28 protein-coding genes and 1 pseudogene are annotated in these 18751 nt (G+C 38.4%); 7 read left to right on the top strand and 22 right to left on the bottom strand.

All coding sequences use genetic code 11. The features are described 5' to 3' along the window. Positions 1 to 13: 13 nt before the first annotated feature. From BscR1v2_RS05875 to BscR1v2_RS05850, 6 genes and pseudogenes are all read right to left on the bottom strand, one after another. Positions 14 to 379, bottom strand: coding sequence for a head decoration protein (locus BscR1v2_RS05875; protein WP_078690064.1), 366 nt, complete (start codon positions 377 to 379; stop codon positions 14 to 16). Continuing rightward, positions 376 to 807, bottom strand: a complete 432-nt coding sequence (locus tag BscR1v2_RS08320; RefSeq protein WP_236828991.1) for a hypothetical protein — start codon at positions 805 to 807, stop codon at positions 376 to 378. The genes BscR1v2_RS05875 and BscR1v2_RS08320 overlap by 4 nt, the downstream gene beginning before the upstream one ends. A 41-nt stretch (positions 808 to 848) precedes the next feature. Then, positions 849 to 1703 (bottom strand): annotated as a pseudogene (locus BscR1v2_RS05865) (S49 family peptidase); the annotation flags it as partial. Further along, the gene (locus BscR1v2_RS05860) at positions 1693 to 3204 is read right to left on the bottom strand and encodes a phage portal protein (RefSeq protein ID WP_153301975.1); all 1512 of its coding nucleotides are present in this window, start codon (positions 3202 to 3204) and stop codon (positions 1693 to 1695) included. The gene BscR1v2_RS05860 and the pseudogene BscR1v2_RS05865, both read right to left, overlap by 11 nt. Beyond that, positions 3204 to 5363, bottom strand: coding sequence for a phage head-tail joining protein (locus BscR1v2_RS05855; protein WP_236828989.1), 2160 nt, complete (start codon positions 5361 to 5363; stop codon positions 3204 to 3206). Before BscR1v2_RS05855 ends, BscR1v2_RS05860 begins: the two co-directional genes overlap by 1 nt. After that, positions 5356 to 5925: a hypothetical protein gene (locus BscR1v2_RS05850; RefSeq protein WP_078689706.1), complete on the bottom strand. Its 570-nt coding sequence runs from the start codon at positions 5923 to 5925 to the stop codon at positions 5356 to 5358. Before BscR1v2_RS05850 ends, BscR1v2_RS05855 begins: the two co-directional genes overlap by 8 nt. A gap of 90 nt (positions 5926 to 6015) precedes the next feature. Between BscR1v2_RS05850 and BscR1v2_RS05845 the strand changes: the two genes are divergently transcribed. Further along, the gene (locus BscR1v2_RS05845; protein ID WP_010703922.1) at positions 6016 to 6297 is read left to right on the top strand and encodes a type II toxin-antitoxin system RelE/ParE family toxin; all 282 of its coding nucleotides are present in this window, start codon (positions 6016 to 6018) and stop codon (positions 6295 to 6297) included. A 16-nt stretch (positions 6298 to 6313) separates the two neighbouring features. Then, positions 6314 to 6610 carry a HigA family addiction module antitoxin gene (locus BscR1v2_RS05840; RefSeq protein ID WP_010704172.1) on the top strand — a complete coding sequence of 99 codons (297 nt, stop codon included), beginning with the start codon at positions 6314 to 6316 and terminating at the stop codon, positions 6608 to 6610. A gap of 228 nt (positions 6611 to 6838) precedes the next feature. Here the strand turns inward: BscR1v2_RS05840 and BscR1v2_RS05835 are convergent, their stop codons facing one another. From BscR1v2_RS05835 to ssb, 6 genes are all read right to left on the bottom strand, one after another. After that, positions 6839 to 7426 (bottom strand): hypothetical protein, encoded by a 588-nt coding sequence (locus BscR1v2_RS05835; protein WP_078690063.1) that lies wholly within the window; start codon positions 7424 to 7426, stop codon positions 6839 to 6841. A gap of 3 nt (positions 7427 to 7429) precedes the next feature. Then, on the bottom strand, positions 7430 to 7849 hold the full coding sequence (locus tag BscR1v2_RS05830; RefSeq protein WP_078690062.1) for a hypothetical protein: 420 nt from the start codon (positions 7847 to 7849) through the stop codon (positions 7430 to 7432). Positions 7850 to 8170: 321 nt separating this feature from the next. Next, positions 8171 to 8365, bottom strand: coding sequence for a type II toxin-antitoxin system RelE family toxin (locus tag BscR1v2_RS08510; RefSeq protein WP_472255910.1), 195 nt, complete (start codon positions 8363 to 8365; stop codon positions 8171 to 8173). Between the two features lie 57 nt (positions 8366 to 8422). Then, positions 8423 to 8650 carry a type II toxin-antitoxin system RelB family antitoxin gene (gene relB, locus BscR1v2_RS05820; RefSeq protein ID WP_010703919.1) on the bottom strand — a complete coding sequence of 76 codons (228 nt, stop codon included), beginning with the start codon at positions 8648 to 8650 and terminating at the stop codon, positions 8423 to 8425. A 105-nt stretch (positions 8651 to 8755) separates the two neighbouring features. Further along, complete coding sequence (locus BscR1v2_RS05815) at positions 8756 to 9292, bottom strand: hypothetical protein (RefSeq protein WP_078690061.1); 537 nt, start codon at positions 9290 to 9292, stop codon at positions 8756 to 8758. 15 nt (positions 9293 to 9307) lie between these two features. Then, positions 9308 to 9757, bottom strand: a complete 450-nt coding sequence (gene ssb, locus BscR1v2_RS05810; RefSeq protein ID WP_078689834.1) for a single-stranded DNA-binding protein — start codon at positions 9755 to 9757, stop codon at positions 9308 to 9310. A gap of 392 nt (positions 9758 to 10149) precedes the next feature. On the opposite strand from ssb, the gene BscR1v2_RS05805 reads away from it, so the two are divergent. Both BscR1v2_RS05805 and BscR1v2_RS05800 read left to right on the top strand, forming a co-directional pair. Beyond that, positions 10150 to 10449, top strand: a complete 300-nt coding sequence (locus BscR1v2_RS05805; protein WP_078690060.1) for a BrnT family toxin — start codon at positions 10150 to 10152, stop codon at positions 10447 to 10449. Then, positions 10427 to 10732, top strand: a complete 306-nt coding sequence (locus BscR1v2_RS05800; RefSeq protein WP_078690059.1) for a BrnA antitoxin family protein — start codon at positions 10427 to 10429, stop codon at positions 10730 to 10732. Before BscR1v2_RS05805 ends, BscR1v2_RS05800 begins: the two co-directional genes overlap by 23 nt. A gap of 108 nt (positions 10733 to 10840) precedes the next feature. Here BscR1v2_RS05800 and BscR1v2_RS05795 read toward each other — a convergent pair whose 3' ends face one another. The 10 genes from BscR1v2_RS05795 to BscR1v2_RS05745 all read right to left on the bottom strand — a co-directional run bounded on the left by BscR1v2_RS05795 (position 10841) and on the right by BscR1v2_RS05745 (position 16602). Further along, a complete protein-coding gene (locus BscR1v2_RS05795; RefSeq protein WP_078690058.1) occupies positions 10841 to 11116 on the bottom strand; it encodes a hypothetical protein in 276 nt (91 codons plus the stop codon). Continuing rightward, positions 11113 to 11853 carry a phage regulatory protein/antirepressor Ant gene (locus BscR1v2_RS05790; protein ID WP_078689711.1) on the bottom strand — a complete coding sequence of 247 codons (741 nt, stop codon included), beginning with the start codon at positions 11851 to 11853 and terminating at the stop codon, positions 11113 to 11115. The genes BscR1v2_RS05795 and BscR1v2_RS05790 overlap by 4 nt, the downstream gene beginning before the upstream one ends. A 40-nt stretch (positions 11854 to 11893) precedes the next feature. Then, entirely contained in the window at positions 11894 to 12517 is a 624-nt protein-coding gene (locus BscR1v2_RS05785) for an antA/AntB antirepressor family protein (protein WP_078689712.1), read from the bottom strand. Between the two features lie 516 nt (positions 12518 to 13033). Next, positions 13034 to 13570 (bottom strand): hypothetical protein, encoded by a 537-nt coding sequence (locus BscR1v2_RS05770; protein ID WP_078690057.1) that lies wholly within the window; start codon positions 13568 to 13570, stop codon positions 13034 to 13036. A 151-nt stretch (positions 13571 to 13721) separates the two neighbouring features. Beyond that, positions 13722 to 14141 (bottom strand): hypothetical protein, encoded by a 420-nt coding sequence (locus tag BscR1v2_RS05765; RefSeq protein WP_153301976.1) that lies wholly within the window; start codon positions 14139 to 14141, stop codon positions 13722 to 13724. Beyond that, positions 14101 to 14682: a hypothetical protein gene (locus BscR1v2_RS08305; protein WP_153301992.1), complete on the bottom strand. Its 582-nt coding sequence runs from the start codon at positions 14680 to 14682 to the stop codon at positions 14101 to 14103. The genes BscR1v2_RS05765 and BscR1v2_RS08305 overlap by 41 nt, the downstream gene beginning before the upstream one ends. Beyond that, on the bottom strand, positions 14670 to 15197 hold the full coding sequence (locus BscR1v2_RS08300) for a DUF1376 domain-containing protein (protein WP_153301991.1): 528 nt from the start codon (positions 15195 to 15197) through the stop codon (positions 14670 to 14672). Before BscR1v2_RS08300 ends, BscR1v2_RS08305 begins: the two co-directional genes overlap by 13 nt. Continuing rightward, entirely contained in the window at positions 15187 to 15552 is a 366-nt protein-coding gene (locus BscR1v2_RS05755; RefSeq protein ID WP_078689717.1) for a DUF1376 domain-containing protein, read from the bottom strand. Before BscR1v2_RS05755 ends, BscR1v2_RS08300 begins: the two co-directional genes overlap by 11 nt. Positions 15553 to 15709: 157 nt before the next feature. Further along, complete coding sequence (locus BscR1v2_RS05750; protein ID WP_078690056.1) at positions 15710 to 16216, bottom strand: hypothetical protein; 507 nt, start codon at positions 16214 to 16216, stop codon at positions 15710 to 15712. After that, on the bottom strand, positions 16213 to 16602 hold the full coding sequence (locus tag BscR1v2_RS05745) for a hypothetical protein (protein ID WP_010704152.1): 390 nt from the start codon (positions 16600 to 16602) through the stop codon (positions 16213 to 16215). Before BscR1v2_RS05745 ends, BscR1v2_RS05750 begins: the two co-directional genes overlap by 4 nt. An 83-nt stretch (positions 16603 to 16685) precedes the next feature. Here BscR1v2_RS05745 and BscR1v2_RS05740 point away from each other — a divergent pair, with 83 nt between their 5' ends. From BscR1v2_RS05740 to BscR1v2_RS05730, 3 genes are all read left to right on the top strand, one after another. Beyond that, entirely contained in the window at positions 16686 to 17303 is a 618-nt protein-coding gene (locus BscR1v2_RS05740) for a LexA family transcriptional regulator (RefSeq protein ID WP_010704151.1), read from the top strand. A 272-nt stretch (positions 17304 to 17575) separates the two neighbouring features. Next, on the top strand, positions 17576 to 17932 hold the full coding sequence (locus BscR1v2_RS05735) for a hypothetical protein (RefSeq protein ID WP_078690055.1): 357 nt from the start codon (positions 17576 to 17578) through the stop codon (positions 17930 to 17932). Between the two features lie 52 nt (positions 17933 to 17984). Beyond that, the gene (locus tag BscR1v2_RS05730; protein WP_078690054.1) at positions 17985 to 18743 is read left to right on the top strand and encodes an antA/AntB antirepressor family protein; all 759 of its coding nucleotides are present in this window, start codon (positions 17985 to 17987) and stop codon (positions 18741 to 18743) included. Positions 18744 to 18751 lie beyond the last annotated feature (8 nt).

The following is an 18751-nucleotide window of genomic DNA, read 5'->3' as shown; positions in this document are numbered from 1 at the left end:
ATTTGTATGTCTCCTATCGCAATAGAATGTTATTTTTTTCTAAGATCTGAATGGCTGTTTTCTTTTTCTTTTCGTCAATTTTGTCAGGCCATATCAGTTCAGATTTTTTTACTGTGCATAAACGCACTGTAATCGTTGCACGTTGATCGCTTTGTGATACATCAACATTGGCATAAGAAATTCCCGCTGGAATTTCACTGCCATCTGATGCATCAGGATTAAACGGCACATATTTACCCGTTGATGTCACAAGCCCCATGACGGTTCCCGCTACAACTTCATCTCCTTGTGCAAAGATTACTTCCTCGTTTGACATGTCAGGATCATAACGCCCAAGATAAGCGCTATTACGAGGGCCTTCATAAAAAACTTTACTCATTGTATTGTGCTCCAAACTTTATCCCATTTTGCATAAATATTTGCTTGAGTGTTTCCTTCCGGATGGGGTGCATAAGGCGATACGGCTAAAGCCTCGCTTTGTGACGTAGCATTAGCTAGAATAATGCTCTTTGCTTCCTCTAAACTCATACCATCTTGAATAGCTTGTGCAGCATTAAAAGAAACACCTAGACGCTGAGCTTGCTTTTCCAGAGTCATAAAGCTCTGAGCACGCTTTCTTTCTTGTTCAAGTGCCGCTTGAATACCTGCATCCTTGTCTTCATTAAAGACCTCAGCGTTAACACCAGTGTCGACAGTGCTTACTTCTGCAGAAGCTTCAATTTTTTCGCTTTCCTCTCCTGCAGGCAATTGTGCGGAAAGCTCACCATCATCTTTGGCGCGATATCTTGTCCGTAATAGATTCACCATATATTTAATTCCTTTGTTTGATTTCATATTCATGATTATTGAATGGAAGCGGTTAGAGCTTCCAAAGCTTGTGCAAATGTGCCTTGCGCATCTGCTAACCCAAGCTCTACAGCTTGGGTGCCTATAAATGTCTCTGCTTTCGTGTCGCGGATCGCTTGAGCACTTGTAGGTCTGTTTTGTGCAACTAAATCGACAAACATGTCATAGAGAAGCGCACAATCTGCTTGCATCTTTTCAAGGGCTTTATCAGCCAATGGCTCGTGAGGATTACCGTGAACTTTGTGATCTCCTTCATAGACAAAAGTCCATTTATATCCGTCCATTTCATCAGCACGGGACTGATCAAGGTGAGCACACACAACCCCAATTGATCCAACAATACCCGTGCGTGCAACCCAAATTTGAGAAGCCGCACAAGCAATGGCATAAGCTGCTGAACAGGCCATTTCATTAGCATGTGCCCAGATGGGTTTATTGTATTCTTGTGAAAGCGCACGAAACGCGTCAACTAAATCAAAAACACCACCTGCTTCGCCGCCGCCACTATCAATATCCAGTAAAATTGCACGAACATCAGGTTGCCCAATGGCTTCTTGAAAAGCCTCGCGCAGACCATTGTAAGAAGTTAATCCTGACGCAGCACTAAGCCACGCACCACGACGTACAAGCGTGCCATGAACCGGAAGAATAGCGACATGATTTTTAACCACATAAGTTTCTGGAGGAGCTTGAAAGATAGAATCCTCTTGAGAAAATGCCCCAGGGGAAAATTTATTTCCCTCAAAAAGGCGTGGTGTCATTAAATTGAGAATGACATCAAACTTTGTAGGGGCGAGCATATGCGGTACATTAAAAAGTCGTGAAACCAAAAAGGGCATATCAATGTTATTCTTCATCTTCATGCGCTTTATTGTTGTGATCATTTTCATCGGGTTCGTCAGTGTTACTCAAACCAGTAGAAAAATCTTCACCATCTGTGTCGAATGATAATCCTCGTGCTTGTGCGTCTTTTTGCTCTTCTTCAAATTCTGCATGAATGGTATCAATATCAAAACCACGCTCAGCAAGTGCCATGCGTCGTGTTTTTAAACCTGCTCGGATTTCTTCTTTCTCAGCTGAGATGTCTTTGTTTGGATCAATCATCTCAAGTGGTGGCGCAAAGCTTTCACATTGGATCCATGGTAAAGGATTTTCTTCCCATCCTGGCAACTCAACACACCCAGCAAGCACGGCTAGTTGGACAAAGCGTTCCCAAATAACGCGATTGAATTGAAAAGCGATGATGTTTTCACGCCATTGTTTGATGTGACGTCTAAACTGAATAATGGATGTGCGTACGTTAGAAAAGTTACCTCGTGTTACATCACCTGTAACAATGGCATAAGGTATATTTAAAGCTGCACTAATTTTTAAATTATTGCGATATTGAAAGGCTTCATAAGAACCTCCAACTTCTACAGGATTGGAGAATGTAATTTGTCTATTGCCATCCACGACATTGATTGATCCTGGCGTCATTGGCAAGTCGGGAAGTGTTTGTGAAGGAGGTTCGGATTTATTTTCACCATGATTGTCTGGCGCTATCGTCTCACCAGAGTCTGATCCTGTGATAAAGACAGCAAAAAGAGCAGCGGTTCTTTTTCTCTCAAGTTCTGCATCATCATAACTTTCAAGTTGAAAGATCTTCGTCATACAGCGCGTGACTTTGGGGCATCCACGCAGTTGTCCTGCAGTGCGGCGATCTTTAATATGAATAACCAATTCAGCAGGCACTCTAATGCGTTCTTGACCTGTAAATACCTGAGTTATCTGAGGATCATCGTGAGGGTGACGTTTCCAAAAATGATAAGCGACACGCTTACCCTTTGCATTAAATTCAATTCCCATACGAATGGTGTTGCCTTTAGTTTCTGCTGGTCCGTTATAGGTTAAGTCCAGCATTTCTGAAGGGTAAATTTGTAATTGAAGTGGTACACGTGAGCGCTCATAAAAGTCGGTATAGTGTAGTCTTACAAAACACTCACCAGTTAAAAAAACCTCACGAGCAATTGTTGCTTGAAGACCATAAAAATTAGCATCTTCATCATAATCAGCTTCATCGACCCATTGCCACCAAAGATCAAGAAGCTTTTTCTTTTCTTCCTGAAACCCTTCAATTCTAGGGTAGGGCTTAATCCCATCACTTACTGCTGCTGAAACCCATTCTTCCGTTGCAGATCCGTAAAGGGGTTCATTATCGTAAAGCCATCTTGAACGAGCAACAATTGTATCGCCACATTCTTCAATAGCTTTATTGATGTGTTTTTTTGCAGGGTCAAATCCATTTAATCGACGGCTACGGCTTGCGGCTTCAAAATGTGGGTTATGATTGATTTGATTTACAAGAGAAGACATCATTAATAACCTCGTGATGTGTTAAGATAAAAAGAGTAGAAAGGGTATAAAGGCTTGTACCCTTCAAGAATTGCTATTTCCTCAGCCAGCATTGTAAGGGCTTTGCGTATATCTTCAGTAGAACGATGATTGACTTGCTTATCACCGTGACGGACAGATTGTGCTCCTGAATAAAGTGCGTTTTCCAATTGCTCGCGTCGTTTTTTAAGCTGTGCAAGTCTTTCGTATTTCCAGTTCACTTGGTTTGATTTTTCGTACATAAATTGCTCCCTATTCCCTTGCATGTAAGCACTGATCGATGTTCTGATAAATTGCTTTTCAGGTTCTGGTTTTAGTCTTTTTGGGTAGTATGAATCTGTTGAAGGGCTTTCAATGTTTTTCAAGCGCTCTTCTAAGATGTCGACTTCTTTATTGAGATTAAGTCCCGCTAAAATCAGACCCTGTAAGGCAGCATAAGCATAAACCCTACAGTCGAGAGCCTCGTTTCTTGCTGTGTCACTTTTATGCCATTCCATTCGCTGATGGCCTTTAAAATATTTGACCACCTTTTTTTCAGCAGTCAGCTGCTCAAAATATTCTCGATCAAGGTTTTTATGAAAGTGCGTTGCACCAGCTCCTGACGCTTCAGGACCTGAATTTTTAAAGCGACTTGTGATGGTATTTTTTGCTGAATCAACACCAACGATATATAAATTAATTTGTCCTTTGTTATTTTTACTGGGGCGACGTGGCCATACAGGGCGTGGTCCTGCTTGTCCTTTAATGCCCCAGATACGCTTTCCTTCACGAGGACGCACATAATTGTAAACGTCTTGTGTATGGTTGCCTCCTGTATCAATACAAGCTGCTGCTATTTGTATCCCGTCTTTGAAACCAGGATGTGGCCATCGTTTTTGAAGATACTCATCCAACTGATCCCAAACGTCTAGAGAAGAGGGATTACCCGGTAGAACTTGATAATCAATATTCCAACTTTCTTCATCACGCCCCCAGCCCACAACTTCAAGCTCTAAGCGATCATTTTGTACATCAATACCCGCTGTAAGGAGGACTACTTGAGCAGGGGCAAGAGGATAGTCTTCACGTTGTGCATACAAGCTATCCGGATCAATGACTTCTCCTGATTTATCTTCCCATGGTTCACCTAGAACAGTATTGACAAAAGCCTGTAAACGCGCAGGATCATTTTTCACCTTTAAAAATTTGCGTACACACTCTTTCCATGTTCTCCAAGGTGAATACAGTGCTGAAATATGGTAAGAGCGCAAACCAGGCTCGCTTGGCTCTTGTGTTGGTATCCAACAAGCCCCCCTTTCTTCAGACAATAAATCTTCTTTACGATGTTCAGCATGTTCATGACCACAATGCGCACAAACAAACACAGCTTTTTCAGGAGCCCCTTTTGGCCATTTAATTTGCGACCAAACAATGGGCTGAAGCGTACCACATCCATCACAAGGCACATTGTAATATCTCTGATCTCCTAAGACAAAATCTTGAGCTATACGACTTATGTCACGATGAGTTGGTGTTGATAATTTAAAAATCTTGCGTTTGACAAAAGACGAGGTGCGTTCTTCAGCAAGAGTTAATGGGTCACCATCTCTATCAACACTCAGCGGATAGGCGTCAACTTCATCAAGGACCAAATAACGAACAGGCATCGATCGCAAACTAGCAGCACTGTTTGCTCCTGTAAGCATCAATGTTCCACCATCAAATTCTTTCGAGAACATTGTATTCCCCTTGTCTCTAGCGCGGGCAGGGGAGATACGTTCGCTTAATGCAGGGCTAGCTTCAATCATAGGGTCAAGACGGTTCTTAGACACTCTCTTAGCCAGATCAACTGTAGGCATCACATAAAGAGCAGGGCCAGGACTATGATGAATAGCATAACCACAAAAGTTTAACGCAGCCTCTGACATACCAATCTGCGCACCTTTCATTACTACCGTTGTTTCAACTGGTACGTAAGAGGAAAGATTGTCCATGATTTCCCGTAAATAAGGGGTGCGTTTAGTTCTCCATAATCCAGGTTCAGCACTGGCTACTGTATTCAAATAACGGTTTTTATCTGCCCATTGTGAAACTGTATAGGGAGGATCTGGTTTACGTGCTTCATTGGCAATTAAAAAAACTTCCTTAATTACTGTATCAATCACTTTTCTCCTCCTTATGATCGGGATGGTTTTGATCATGAAAAGGAAGAGGAATATCAACTGCCTCCTGTAAAGCTTCTCGTATATAGTAATCAATGGTACCAATGAGGCTTGCAGTATCACAATCGACCTGAGCTGCAATACGCGCACCGTAACGATGAGGAAAATGCAACATGGCATCACGGTGGGTTCTTGCAAAACAACTTACCGCCTTCTTCATTTCTTCACGATCAACAGTTGTCTCTCGTAACTGCTCAAGAGCAATTTTTTCTCTTTCAAGAGCAACTTGCATTCTCTTGAGTTTTATCTCGTATTCGTTAGCTCCTTCTATAGAATCCTGCTTTGTTTTTGTGCGAGGTTTTCCATCATCGCCTACAATATAGGCTTGCTTGGTGGGATTCTCATTCCATAGAACAGTGGCTAATTCTTCATTGATAGAACCGTCATCATAAATGGCTTCATCAAACTTTCCCGTTTTAAAACGAGCAACAACTGCATTAGGATAAACACCCATCTTCTTCGCAAAAGCACGAATCGACAGTCCTTGTCTGTTCTTTTTATTCATAATCTTCCGTGATTGAATGTTTTTTATTGATTTTTTCTTTTAAATTGGTATCATATCACGATACATAAACTAATAAATGAAAGTAATTTGGTGATTGAAAACTTTGCGGATAAACGATGTAAGGACCTTCTAGAAGGTAAGCTACCAAAAGGTTTTCCGGTAGCCTTGATGCGCATGGCTCAAAGAAAATTATTTATGCTCGATAAAGCAGCTAATCTTAAAGATCTACGTAGCCCCCCGGGAAATCGCTTAGAAGCATTGAAAGGTGATCGCCGTGGTCAATATTCTATCCGTATCAATGACCAATTTCGTATTTGTTTTGAGTGGCGTTCTAATGGTGCTTATAAAGTTGAAATTGTAGATTATCATTGATCTGTAGGAGTTTGAGATGAAAAATTACATAGCGATCCATCCCGGAGAAATTCTACGGGAGGAATATTTAAAAGAATATGCCCTTTCTGCTTATGCTCTTGCTAAAGCATTAAATGTTCCACGTACCCGGATAGAGCGTATTGTTGCTGAAAATAGCCCTATAACTCCTGATACAGCGCTAAGATTGGCCTATTTTTTTGATACCACAGCTGAATTCTGGCTTAACATGCAAGCTGCTTACGACGTTAATGTACTACAAACTGAAAAAGCTGATGAATTTGCTAAAATAGATAAATTTAAACAAATGGCTTAAAAGCTATCTCGCCATGGAAGGAAGATAGCGTATGATAATTGTTATTTTCCAATAAGTTATGTGTACAATGTACAGTCATTTAAAAATTCTGTCGCTAGCGATATGTTGCGCTTGATTGCCCCGCAACACACGTATCCCACTGGAAAGTACCTTTTAAAAACTTTTCTCTCGATAATTTGGTTTTGAAACATTAAAATCATCATATTGTTTGTATATAATTGGTATAGTTTAAGAGCGTGGGGCCTTTTGATTGACCATATATTCTTGCCGAGCAATTTGGCTCTGTATATTTTTGGTTAGCCTCTCACGTGCATGGTGTTCAATAGAACTTGAGACCTTTGGTTTAGACATGACATAAGCAATCGAGGTGCCTTCTTGTTTTGCAATTGGGAACCTATCTCCAGAGGTTCTCATAAAGACATGTCCGCCCATTTTTAAATCGACACGCTCTGGAAATTTTCCTCCCCGAATAAAACCATGGGGCATGATCTCTCTTTTACCGAAGATTTTATAAATCACGCCACGTTTCGTTTCCCTTGCCTTAAAAATCTTAAGAGGAAGTAGAGAAGCTGAACCAATGATATCCGTTTCAAGAAATTTTGCCGTGGCTTTGCCGCTAATATAAATACCTTTCTTAACACGCTTTGGTGGAATTGAAGCATCCTCTGCAACTTTCTTTTCAGCAAAACGCTCAACTTGCTTTGCTGTAGTGTTAATAGCATTACGCAAAGCCCAATGAAGACGTGGGGCTTGAAGACTTGTAAAAGTATTTTCTGCCTGTTGCAGATACCACTTGGCATGGATCTTTAACGCCAAAACCTAAGCCTTTTTTGTCGCACGCGTTGTGGATTTAGAAGTTTTTGCTTTTGGAGATTGTTCGTCGGATTCTATAGACGTTTGCTCAACATCTTGAGTGTCTACATTTACAGAGACTTCTTGCTCATTAGGCTCTTTTTGAGATTGTTTGTCAGATTCTATAGACGTTTGTGTAATCTGCTCAACAACCTGTGTAACTTCTACAGAAACCTCTTGCTCATTAGGTTTAGGTTTTTCATTAACGTTTTGTGATAGCCATTCTTGATAAACTTTGGCAGCACCGGCGCGTTTAAGACGACAGTAAACCTGATAAGAAACCTCAACGAATGGCTCACTTTTTGTGGAAGGCTCAAAACGAACGATTGTTTTGTTATCACCAAGAACAGACATAGGTCTTGTGATAACTACTTGTACTTTTCCCATAATTATTCCTTTGGAGAGATTGAGACATAAAAAAGACCTCACTCTCAGGAGGAAAGAAGAGTGAGGTCAATAAGTGTATGTCAATAAATAGGAGTGACTAAATTTGAGTTGTTTAATAAAAAAACCCTGCAAACGCAGGGCTTTTAACAACAAAACTCAAAAGAAAAATTTACATAAATCTGTAATTTTAGGCGCAATAAAACTAACGCCGCAGTGTCATTAAATACTATTTATATCCCCATGTCAACTAAAAAATCATAATCTGGTATTTTTTATTTCAATCAACCTAAATATGGTACTTTCTAAGCGCAAATGGTTATTTTAGTTTTTATATATATTTTTTCTATGTCCCACAGCCAAAACCAAGACCAAAAGCTCTTTATCGTGGAGATCACATAATATCCTATAATCTCCCACACGATATCTCCACAAGCCTGATAATGGACCTCTTAAAGGTTTACCCACTACACGCACATCTTCAAGGACGGCAATGTGCTTATCTAAAAAATCAACAATCCGGCGCGCTTCTCTTTTATCACATTTTTTTAAAAATTGAGAGCTTTTTTTTCATATTTAATCGTCCAAACCAAGCTCTTTCCTCACCTCTTCAGAGCTATAAAAAGTAGCATCTCCCTTTCGAACACGTTCTCTTACTTGTGAAGCTAAATAATAATCCTCAGCTTCCTCTATTCCCTGTTCAATAATCTCACGCAAATAAAAAGACTTTGTACGTCCTGTTTTAAGGGCTAAATTATTCAAACGCGTTTCAAGATCACTTGGCAATCGAATAGATATTGTCATAGCATATTCCTCATCTCTTGTGTTCATTGTAATACAAGTATAACGCATTGTACAGAAAAACGTTTTACGTCATGTCTTTTTTTTCGAAAGTTTGTGTATCTTATTTTAACGCTTTTGCGAAAAATATTTCTGAAGAGCATTGAGAGCCATGCGTAGAGAACTGACAAGGTATGGCAGTTGTTGATCTTCAATAACGATATACTGTAACGCAGCGTGAAGGTTATACTGACGATATAACCCTTGTGCTTCTCTGATAACCTCTTGCATCGCTTTATAACGATCAGTTGCTATTTCAGCCCATCTCTCAAGACTGTCTTGATCGTGACTAGGATTTACATCGTCATAGACTACTCCCGGAAATCCTTTCGCACACCGATAATCGTTTAACACTCGAATATACTGTTGTGATGCATCGTACTGATCTTGATTAATCTTTTTTTCCAATAAATATAACCGCCCTACATAAGTGCCAATAAGCGGATTTTTCGCATCTTGAATACTCGCCCCATAACGCTTGGCACGCATTTCAAGTGTCTGTTGATATGAAGATTTATCAGGCGTTTTTGCACGTGAGATACGTCCATTGGGTTCTCTTATTTGACCTTCTATTCTAGGTTTTCCCCTTTTTTTGCGTTTCTTCATGAACAACTCTCCTGATTAAAACGGAATTCTGTCATTCAAAGTTGTTTCTAAAGACTGTTGTTGTCTACTATTCTCCCATGCCGTTGCTTGCTCTTGAGTGGTCATGTCAGGATCAGACTTTTGAACGCTATCAAGGATCTTCAATTCACCCTTATATTGCGGCAAGACAATTTCTGTTGTGTAGTGTGTTTGCCCGCTTTTATCTTGCCATTTACGCGTCTGTAATTGACCTTCAACATAAACCTTGGAACCTTTACCCAGATACTGAAGTGCAACCTTTGCAAGATGTGGATTAAAAACCACTATAGAATGCCATTCTGTTTTCTCTACCTTTTCACCTGTTTTTTTATCTACATATCTTTGAGAAGTGCCTATACGAAAATTCGCCACTTCTACTCCAGATGGCATTGTTCTGCTTTCTGGATCGGCACCCAGATAGCCAATTAAAGTTACTTTATTAAGCATGTCTTTATATCTTTTCTAAGGAAAATAATTGAAATGAAATACGGATATGAAAAGCTGCTTTTACTATAGCATGACACAGTGCATTTTTCCAAAGAAAAAACAGCATAAATTATTGAAAATAAACAGTTTATTTGTGATTTTATCCGTGCATAAATGCTGTTTTGTGCTATAATTTCATTGGGTTGGTTTTAAGCAAATCATAAACCAGCGCAATCAACTTTTTTTTAAACAAAAAACGCATTGCAATTACTTGTTTTGAAGCAAATGTATGCATGTGTCACAGAGGACAAATTGCACTCGCTCTCTCTAAACTACCTCAGTGGAAATTTAAAATAAAACATATTTGATTTAAAACTCTTGACGTACATATATAAATGTATTAACAATAATGTATGAAAATAAGATTTGAGTGGGATAAAATCAAAGCGGAAAGCAATCTCCGAAAGCATCGTATAAGTTTTGAGGTAGCTGTTCGTGTTTTTGCAGATCCACTTGCTATGACTAGACAGGATCGTATTGAAAATGGAGAATATCGTTGGCAAACTTTGGGGCTTGTAAATGGCTTCTTATTACTACTGGTAGCTCATACTATCTATGACGATAAAGATGGGAGAGAGGTAATTCGTATTATTTCAGCACGACGTGCTAGTTTGAAAGAGAGAAAACGTTATGAAGAAGAAAGTTCGTTATGAGGTTGATGTGAGTAATCTACCGTCTTTAACTGATGAACAGCAGGTTGAAATTAATGAGTTGGCTAGAATGCCTGACAATGAAATTGATTATAGCGATATTCCATCACTAGATAATGAATTTTGGAAAAATGCTGTTCGTAATCCATTTTACAAGCCAACTAAAACTATAACGACTGTGCGTGTAGATTCCGATGTATTAGCGTGGCTTAAGAGTCAAGGTAAAGGTTATCAGACGCGAATTAATGCTATTTTACGCAACGCTATGCTCCGTTCAATGCGATAGGCTGACATGATATTTCTCTATTCAGTGATGTATGTAACTTGCTCTGCATACAAACAAAAAATTAACCTCTCCCCACCTTTAAAGATGGGAAGGGGAGTGTGGTTTACTTCACACTTGATAGGATACTCCATCTGAGCACGGACTATAAGCTTTCAACAAAGGATCCAACATTCGGGGAAGTTCTGAATCGCCAAAACCTGTAAGAACTGCCAGAATCTTGAGAGTATCTGGAGTTTCTTTTTGAAGCTTTGCAATTAAAGCTTTTTCTATTGTATCCATAGTCTGAACTAGAGCGATACAATCCTCTTCATCATCATTTTCATAACTTTCAAACTGAAGCAAGGATATCCATAAATCACATAAAAAGTCGATACTGTTACTCATTGCACACCTCCATGGAATTGTTCTCTTAGGCATGCCAATCCTTTGACTGTGATTTTTGCACTGGAAACGCTCATTTTTGTTCCGTCTGATTTTTGAATGGTGTGGATTACACAATCCATCAGTCCTTTCCTAATTTTATCCTGATAAGGTAACATGGGTCCACCCGGAAAATTACGATAAGCCCACTTATGAAACTGTAAGTGCTTAGTAAAATCTGTGGGACGTACATCTAACATCTTTGCAGCTTCATATAAAGCAAACAGGCCGTCAGACCGTTTTAAATGTTCAAGTGCTTCTGCTTTTGGTTTAAGTGTTTTAACTTCAGTTCTTAAATCTTCCAATTGTGTAATGCTCTCTAAAAGCAGTTGCCTAATTGTGAGAGGATTCTGTAAAGCATTTGCGAGGTCTAGTTGGGAATTTCCTCCTTGTTTTTCCAATTCTTGCCAGCGGTCTATAATTTTAGCTCGTAATGTTGTGCTGTAACCTGATACAAGAATTAAACATTCACGTTTTGGAAGATAATAGCAGGGGCGACTTTCCCCTTTTTTATCAAAGTAATTGCCCATCAAACTAACCGCCCCAAATTTGGGGGCGTTAAGTTCTTCAAGCATTTTCTTGATATCACGCATAACGTGGTCATGCCTTTTACCACATAATTCAGCAATTTCATGGCTAGACATAGTTTGAACCGTCGCACTGTTAGCAGTGCTTTCTTTTATTTCTATGAGAGTGTTCATATTTTTTCACCTAGTTGTAATAAACGTTTTTGATTGACACTCAAAAAGAGTGCCGGGTGCTCAAAAACACGGCAACTAGCCCGTCGTTATGCTTTCCCCATAAAGGGTATTGTATAGCATAACTACACCCGACAAGATCACTATACGTCATACGCATACAATGAGTCAAAGCCTTTAATATGTGCGGAAGACTGATTATTTCGGCAACCAATCCGCTAGTTGTTTTAAGGTGTTTTTGAAGCACCTGATTCGCATATAGACGTATTCCTGCTATGTTGTCAATAGATAAAAGCAATTGTCTAATTGTGAGAGGATTCTGTAAAGCATTTGCGAGATTTAAAGGCTGTTTTGCTTTCCGTTCGCATTCAATGAAGTACTGACGGGCTTGTTTACCTTTCTTGTTATTCTCAACCATAGACAGCTCTTTTGCTACACTTAAGGTGAGATGATATTCTTTTAATACCACATTTTTACGTTTCCCAATTTTGGGAAGCGTTATAATATAGTCTTTTCCTTCTTCAAATTCATACTGATTAATGCGGTTTGTAATCCAATCCGCAAACTTTTTGCCGACTTCCAAAAAAGCGTGTAAGTCACGTGCATTGACTGTTTGAACAGTTTCCTGTCCAACAGTTTGTTCTGATATTGTTATGAGAGTGTTCATAATGAACTCCTATGCAGTTAAATGTTTGTTAATGACACCCAGAAGGGCGCCGGGTGTTAACAAACACGGTGCATAGTCCGTCGTTATGCTTTTCCCATGAGGGTATTGTATAGCATAACCACACCCGACGAGGTCACTATACGCTACACGCATACAATGAGTCAAAGCCTTTAATTTACGGAAAAAAGACTGTCTCGGCAATCTATCCGCTATGCACTTAAGGTGTTTGTTAAGCACCTGATTCGCATATATAAACGCTTCCGTGATTTTGTCAAACAAAAAATTCACCGCACTTAGTTAAGTAAGGGGGTTTCGCTAAAATTTTAGCGAAAGTCATATCCTTCCTTTGTTTAATAGACATACGGCCGCCTCTGCCTTTGCTCCCCAAAATGGGGGAGCAAACAAAGTCTTGATTTTCAACAAATTCAAATTGATTAATACGTTCAGTAATCTAATCTGCAAAATCACTCCCCTCAATTTTGAGTTCAGTACTTTAATTCTTCAAAGCCATTTACTCTAAAGAAAGTGGACAGTATTTAACCTAAGTAATCCTACAAAGATGTTTATGAAGATGTACATTTTAAGGTAAATAGTGCACACGAAAATCACAAAAAAGTACCACAACAAAACATCCCAATAAAAATGAAATTCCCATTTGGAATCCCAAGAGAAAAAAGGCAAAACAACTTCTTGTTTGAGATTGTTTGGAAAAATTAATAAAAGAAGTGCGATAACAGCTATGTGCAAAAAATTATGCAAATATTTTTGCAAATAATCTGTTACAATGTTCAAATCTGTTGTTTTTTCATATTGATGTTTAGGGTTGTGATACAATTCTGAAGCAAGTTTGGAATTAAAGAAGGCTGCCATAAAAATCATGGTTATCAAAATAGCAAGCGATGAAAACATTAAAACAGCTTGAATAAATTCGGTGTTTTTTTCTATTTGTAAAAACTGCAACACCGCAAATCCTATGCTGTATGTTACTACAGTTCTAATCTTTTTAAACATATCCAATTGTCCCGATTTTTGCATCTGTTCTACTTTTCTCAAATTAGCCCCGTACAGAGCGTTTTATGTTCCCGATGTGGAATTCATTAAAAAACTTCCAAATCTTTCTCTAAGGTGCGTTTTTGTTGATTTAAATGCATATCTAATCCAAAAATGATCAGCACTTTTCTCTATTTTGCTGTTCTAAAACTCATCAAGCCGTTTTTGTCAGTGGAATGACGTTCTCTCGTCTCTCTTGTTGTTTCACTGTCTTTGCTTGTGTATTCAGAACAGCCTTGCGAACAAGATTTGCTGTTGTCAAAAGACCTTCTTCTAAATCACGGCACAATCGCACAAATTCACAAGTGCTAGGGAAAAATGTCTCGGATATAGTTTTCACTTCACCACGCAAAATACGTTTAACTGTTTCTATAAGTGCCCACTCTGAAACTGTCTCAAGAGCCATTCCATACGCAAGCGACATACCTTCATCATCTGAGTTTTGCGATATTTTCAAACCACACGAAAGTATACGCATAGCTGTTGCAATGACCTCTCCATCAGCTTTCACAGCAAACAGTTCTTGAAGTCGCTCATAAGCTTTCAACGCTATCGTTTCTTGCTGTTTCGTCAATGAGCTCCCAGCTTTCAAGTGTAATGGGAATCCCGGCGCTATCATTTTGCAAATTTGCCTTAAAGAAACCTCTAGAGTTGAGATTACGGATGTTGTCTGCGATACGTTCGCCAATGCTTTTTTCCCGTTGGGGGTAATTTCCATAAACGCCATTTCGTTTTTCCTTTTCCAGTTTTGCTTTTTTCTTAGCTAAAGTTCCATAGTCAGAAGTAACCCAGTTGTACCATGTCAGTTGCCAATCCGTTTTGGTTGCATCCTTTCCCGTCTTGGCTATCCAGAAGTTTTTAAATCTCTCAAACTCTGACAACGCCTCATCATGCGTTAAGCCCTTGTCGATTGCGTATTTCAAGTTAGGTTCGAAATCCTCAGGAATGCGACATCCCCGTTTATCTCCAGACCGCTTGGTTTTCTTTTCAGTGCTTTTTTGCTGTGAAACGGGTGATTGGTTTTCTGATGAGGGTGCATCGTGATCCAACTGCTGCTCAACAGCATCATCGGTTGTTTCACTTTGAACCGAAACTTCAGTTGCTAAATCTTCCAAAGCATTTTCTTTTTTGATAACACGATAGTGTTAGTTTTTTTATTATATATGTTATTGTTATTGTTAATGGCATCAACAAGCATATCGTTAGCATCATGCTTAATAATGCTAGATATATCACTAGCATTGTGCTTAACATTATTACTTGAATTATCTAACTTTTTTTGTTTGTCCCATCTCGCTTGTGCTGCTTTGGAAGCTCTTTCCGAAAACTTATTTAAGTTTTCTTTGCTGTCATTTAATTCTTCTTCAACCTGCTGACTCCACAAACGGCCATCTTCTAAACGAGTAACATGACCAATGCTCAGTAAAACATCTAATGCTTTTACAAATGTTTTGACTGTGCAACCGGTATACCGAGCTAAAACTTTCATGTTATTTAAAAGTGGCTCACTAGTACGCAACATTTCTAGCTGTAATCTTATATAAACGTTGCTTTCAATAGGAGACAAATAAGTCAGATCAAGTATCCACTTGTCTGCAAAAAGCCTTGTCCATGACATTTTAGTTGACATAACTTTCCCCCTCTCTTTTCTTATTCCATCTTGCAGTGGCTGCTTTGGAAGCTTTCTCTGAAGTTTTTCTACTCATATTGACATCAAATGCTAATGATGTGTGCCATAAGCTGTCATCTTCTAAATGAATAATATGACCATAGCTCATTAAAGCTTCTAATATCTTGTTAAACGTCCGCACTGAACAGCCACACAAATTTGATAAATAAGAAGCATTATTCAAAATAGGTGTGCCCTTATCAATCATGAGAAACACCAATATTGCGTAAACGGCGGTTTCTGCTGGCTTCAAACCCATAAGCTCTTTTAAAAATTGATTATGATAAAACTTTACCCAGTTTTTTTGAGTAGACATTACATACCTCCTTAGTTTAGGTAATATACGGCCATGCACGCTATGACAGAGCGTCTAGCGCGTAGCTCTATTGAAACAATATTTTTGAAAAAGTAGCCTTCTTAAGAACTCTGAACACTAAACTAATGAGATGGCCACGTTTAAATGGAATACGAGGTTAAGCTTGAGCACATTCCTTTTGTTCAAAAGGAATAACTTTTTTGGGCGATGAAAGCTCTATTGATTTAGCTAGCTGTTTTACGTTGGCTTCAGGATTGTTTTGTCCATTTAGTACATCAAACAACTTTACCTTTACATCCAGCTTTTTCTTTTGCTGCTGTAACGCCTTATTTTTTTGCTCAATTAGATTAGACAGATTTTCAAGTGCAATTTTCTCTTCTTCAATCAATTGACCTTCTTCTTCAAGAGCCTCTTCATAGCGTTTTAGACAACTTTCGACTTTTGACTTATGCAACATCTCTTTTAATGAAGGGACATTTTCTTTTAGTAAGCGAACATTTTCTTGAGTAGAATGTTGTATGACGAGTTCATTTGTATTATCATCAGACGGTATTGTGTCTGTGTATTCTTCTATTAATTTACTTGCATTCTCTATTCTCTTATTACGATTTATTAATCCGTAAAATCGTGTATAAATTTCTTTTAACATTTCCTTTGCTTTCATAATCTTTCTTCTGTTTGATAGGACGAATTATTCTGTTGATGCTCATTATCTGTGGAAATTTCCAAAAACGTAGATGTTGTTAGCTGTGATCCATCTGGTACAGTAAGATTTTTCGCGGAATAAACAGCATCTTTATGGTGTTTTGTCATTGGAAAGTAGATTTTACGAGATTTGTTCTCATATGTATGAAGAAACCAATTTATTGTAATCCAAGATAACCCTTTGGATTGAGACAATTGAATAATTATGTTCCAATATTTAGGAGAAATACTATTACGATCGCGCATTTTACGCGCGGCTTCATAACTACATCCAACTTCTTCTGCGAATTGGCGTATAGATCCCCAGAACTCAATTAAATTTTTAACAGAAAAATTATTAACCATAGCAACAACAGTACATTACGTACAATTTAAAATCAAGATAAAATCGTACACATTGAACAGAAAAAATAGTGGATAATGTACAAATGATTCTTTTACCAAAAGATAGACTTAAAATGGCACGTGAGCGCGCTGGGTATTTAACACCGAGCGAAGCCGCACGTGCTATACCAAGTCTCAATGTTAATACATTAATTAGTAATGAAAATGGAAATCGCGCTATCTCGCGTCAAATGGCTGGACGATATGGAGAGGTATTTAATGTAGATCCTGGATGGATTTTGTATGGCAAGTCTTCTCAAGATAATCCTAGCCTCAGTGAGAGCGTTCCTTTAATTTCGTGGGTTAGTGCTGGAGAATTAAGTGAGCAAGACGGTATAACGGATTTTTTGGATTGTTCTATGATCGAAGCTGTCAATCTTCCAGCGGGTGAGTGGATTGCTTTGCGCGTGGATGGTTCGTCCATGAATAAAATTAGTCCTCCAGATTCTATAATATTTGTAAATATGCGAGATAAGAAACTTGTACCAAATGCTTGTTATGTCATTGCAGATGAAACTGGAAAGGCAACATATAAACGATATAGGCCAAATGATAATCCTCCTTTTCAACCCGCCTCATATGATAAAACAATAAATGCTCCAAAACTCGAAGGTGCTATCTCAATAATAGGTCGTGTACGGCGTACTATTCTTGAAATGTAATACTATAATCATCTTTCATCTACTTAAAATTAAATGCTATCAGTGGAATCGCGGCTGCGTTTTGTTGATTCCTAACAACAAGCCTGAGCATTTTTGACACTCTATATAATAAAGTGATTCTTATAGAGATAAAAAAACACAGATTATTTCCCTTTTTTTATTATTTTTATAAAATAAGTACAAAATGTACTTGACTATATTTGGTACATAATGTACTGACTTATATACACTACAAATAAACATTTACTAACATGGAATGGAGGGGATGGAAAATGAATAAACAGGTTTCTGTAACTGATCATGAGATTCTGTTAGCTGTGTGTGATGATGGTCATCACCTTTCTTCATCAGGACCAATTGATGAAACTGAAATCATGAACATTATTAACGGTGTAGGTGATGTTGTAAGTATCCTCCGCATTGATCTTCATTCAAACCGTTATGATGATATTTCTGAAGAAGTTGCTGAACTTTATGTTCAAAAATACTTAAACGATAATGACCATTATTATTTTGTAGAAGATGCCCCATATCCCTTTATAGCTGACAGCTGGGCATACAGTGATGTCTTAGACAAAATAAGAGAACGGGAAAATACAAGTCCATTCTACAGTAATTGTCAGCAATAACCCTTTTTTCCCAACACATCTGAAAATTAATCCAAACACTATGAGGTTTGCAATGGAAGCGCTTATCGCTATTCATAACAATACAATTAATCAAGAACCTGTTCAGACAGTCAATGCACGTGAATTACATGCTTTTTTGGAAATAGGAAAAGATTTTTCTACTTGGATTAAAGATCGTATTGGTCAATATGAATTTGAAGAAGGAAAAGACTTTATAAAAACACAAGATTTGCGGTCCCCAAAATTGGGGAACGCAAAATCTAGAGCTGTCCTTGTAATAAACTATCATCTTACTTTAGACATGGCGAAAGAACTTGCTATGGTTGAACGTAATGAGAGAGGTAAACAAGCTCGTCAATATTTCATTGAGTGTGAACGGAAAGCAAAACAAGTAACAACCCCTCAAATTGACTATTCAAATCCCCAAGTCATGTTAGGTGTTTTTACGCACTTAAAAAATGAAAATGAACGCAAAGATCATGTCATTGCTCAGTTAATCCCAAAGGCAGAAGCACTTAAACGTTTAGAACGATCTGATGGTTTGTTTGGTATAAGCGAAGCAGCAAAAATATTAGGCTTACTCCCCAAAGATTTAACAAGCCGCTTGCTTAATAATTATTGGGCTTATCGTAGTGGCATGGATAAACGTTTGTTACCTCGTCAGGATAAAATCAATAGAGGATTGATGGATTGTGAAGCCCACACCATTCAAACCGCCAGTGGAAGAGGAAGAACTGTTCTCAGTGCAAAGATTACACCCAAAGGATTAGCATACTTAAGTGAGCAACTCCAAAAACAGACGCTGCATTAAGGATAAAG

This window comes from Bartonella schoenbuchensis R1 (genome assembly GCF_002022685.1).
Lineage (GTDB): Bacteria > Pseudomonadota > Alphaproteobacteria > Rhizobiales > Rhizobiaceae > Bartonella > Bartonella schoenbuchensis.
The sequence above is the reverse complement of the archived record's forward strand: the minus strand, read 5'-3'. Positions and strand labels throughout refer to the sequence as shown.

Coding starts and splice junctions, on each gene's coding strand:
- BscR1v2_RS05815 (WP_078690061.1), bottom strand. CDS start 9,292: ATGAAGAAACGCAAAAAAAGGGGAAAACCTAGAATAGAAGGTCAAATA.
- BscR1v2_RS05735 (WP_078690055.1), top strand. CDS start 17,576: ATGAATAAACAGGTTTCTGTAACTGATCATGAGATTCTGTTAGCTGTG.
- BscR1v2_RS05755 (WP_078689717.1), bottom strand. CDS start 15,552: ATGTCTACTCAAAAAAACTGGGTAAAGTTTTATCATAATCAATTTTTA.
- BscR1v2_RS05840 (WP_010704172.1), top strand. CDS start 6,314: ATGAAAAATTACATAGCGATCCATCCCGGAGAAATTCTACGGGAGGAA.
- BscR1v2_RS08300 (WP_153301991.1), bottom strand. CDS start 15,197: ATGTCAACTAAAATGTCATGGACAAGGCTTTTTGCAGACAAGTGGATA.
- BscR1v2_RS05740 (WP_010704151.1), top strand. CDS start 16,686: ATGATTCTTTTACCAAAAGATAGACTTAAAATGGCACGTGAGCGCGCT.
- BscR1v2_RS05785 (WP_078689712.1), bottom strand. CDS start 12,517: ATGAACACTCTCATAACAATATCAGAACAAACTGTTGGACAGGAAACT.
- BscR1v2_RS05875 (WP_078690064.1), bottom strand. CDS start 379: ATGAGTAAAGTTTTTTATGAAGGCCCTCGTAATAGCGCTTATCTTGGG.
- BscR1v2_RS05790 (WP_078689711.1), bottom strand. CDS start 11,853: ATGAACACTCTCATAGAAATAAAAGAAAGCACTGCTAACAGTGCGACG.
- BscR1v2_RS05745 (WP_010704152.1), bottom strand. CDS start 16,602: ATGGTTAATAATTTTTCTGTTAAAAATTTAATTGAGTTCTGGGGATCT.
- ssb (WP_078689834.1), bottom strand. CDS start 9,757: ATGCTTAATAAAGTAACTTTAATTGGCTATCTGGGTGCCGATCCAGAA.
- BscR1v2_RS05860 (WP_153301975.1), bottom strand. CDS start 3,204: ATGATGTCTTCTCTTGTAAATCAAATCAATCATAACCCACATTTTGAA.
- BscR1v2_RS08320 (WP_236828991.1), bottom strand. CDS start 807: ATGGTGAATCTATTACGGACAAGATATCGCGCCAAAGATGATGGTGAG.
- BscR1v2_RS05805 (WP_078690060.1), top strand. CDS start 10,150: ATGAAAATAAGATTTGAGTGGGATAAAATCAAAGCGGAAAGCAATCTC.
- BscR1v2_RS05850 (WP_078689706.1), bottom strand. CDS start 5,925: ATGAATAAAAAGAACAGACAAGGACTGTCGATTCGTGCTTTTGCGAAG.
- BscR1v2_RS05830 (WP_078690062.1), bottom strand. CDS start 7,849: ATGGGAAAAGTACAAGTAGTTATCACAAGACCTATGTCTGTTCTTGGT.
- BscR1v2_RS05750 (WP_078690056.1), bottom strand. CDS start 16,216: ATGAAAGCAAAGGAAATGTTAAAAGAAATTTATACACGATTTTACGGA.
- BscR1v2_RS05800 (WP_078690059.1), top strand. CDS start 10,427: ATGAAGAAGAAAGTTCGTTATGAGGTTGATGTGAGTAATCTACCGTCT.
- BscR1v2_RS05795 (WP_078690058.1), bottom strand. CDS start 11,116: ATGAGTAACAGTATCGACTTTTTATGTGATTTATGGATATCCTTGCTT.
- BscR1v2_RS05730 (WP_078690054.1), top strand. CDS start 17,985: ATGGAAGCGCTTATCGCTATTCATAACAATACAATTAATCAAGAACCT.
- relB (WP_010703919.1), bottom strand. CDS start 8,650: ATGACAATATCTATTCGATTGCCAAGTGATCTTGAAACGCGTTTGAAT.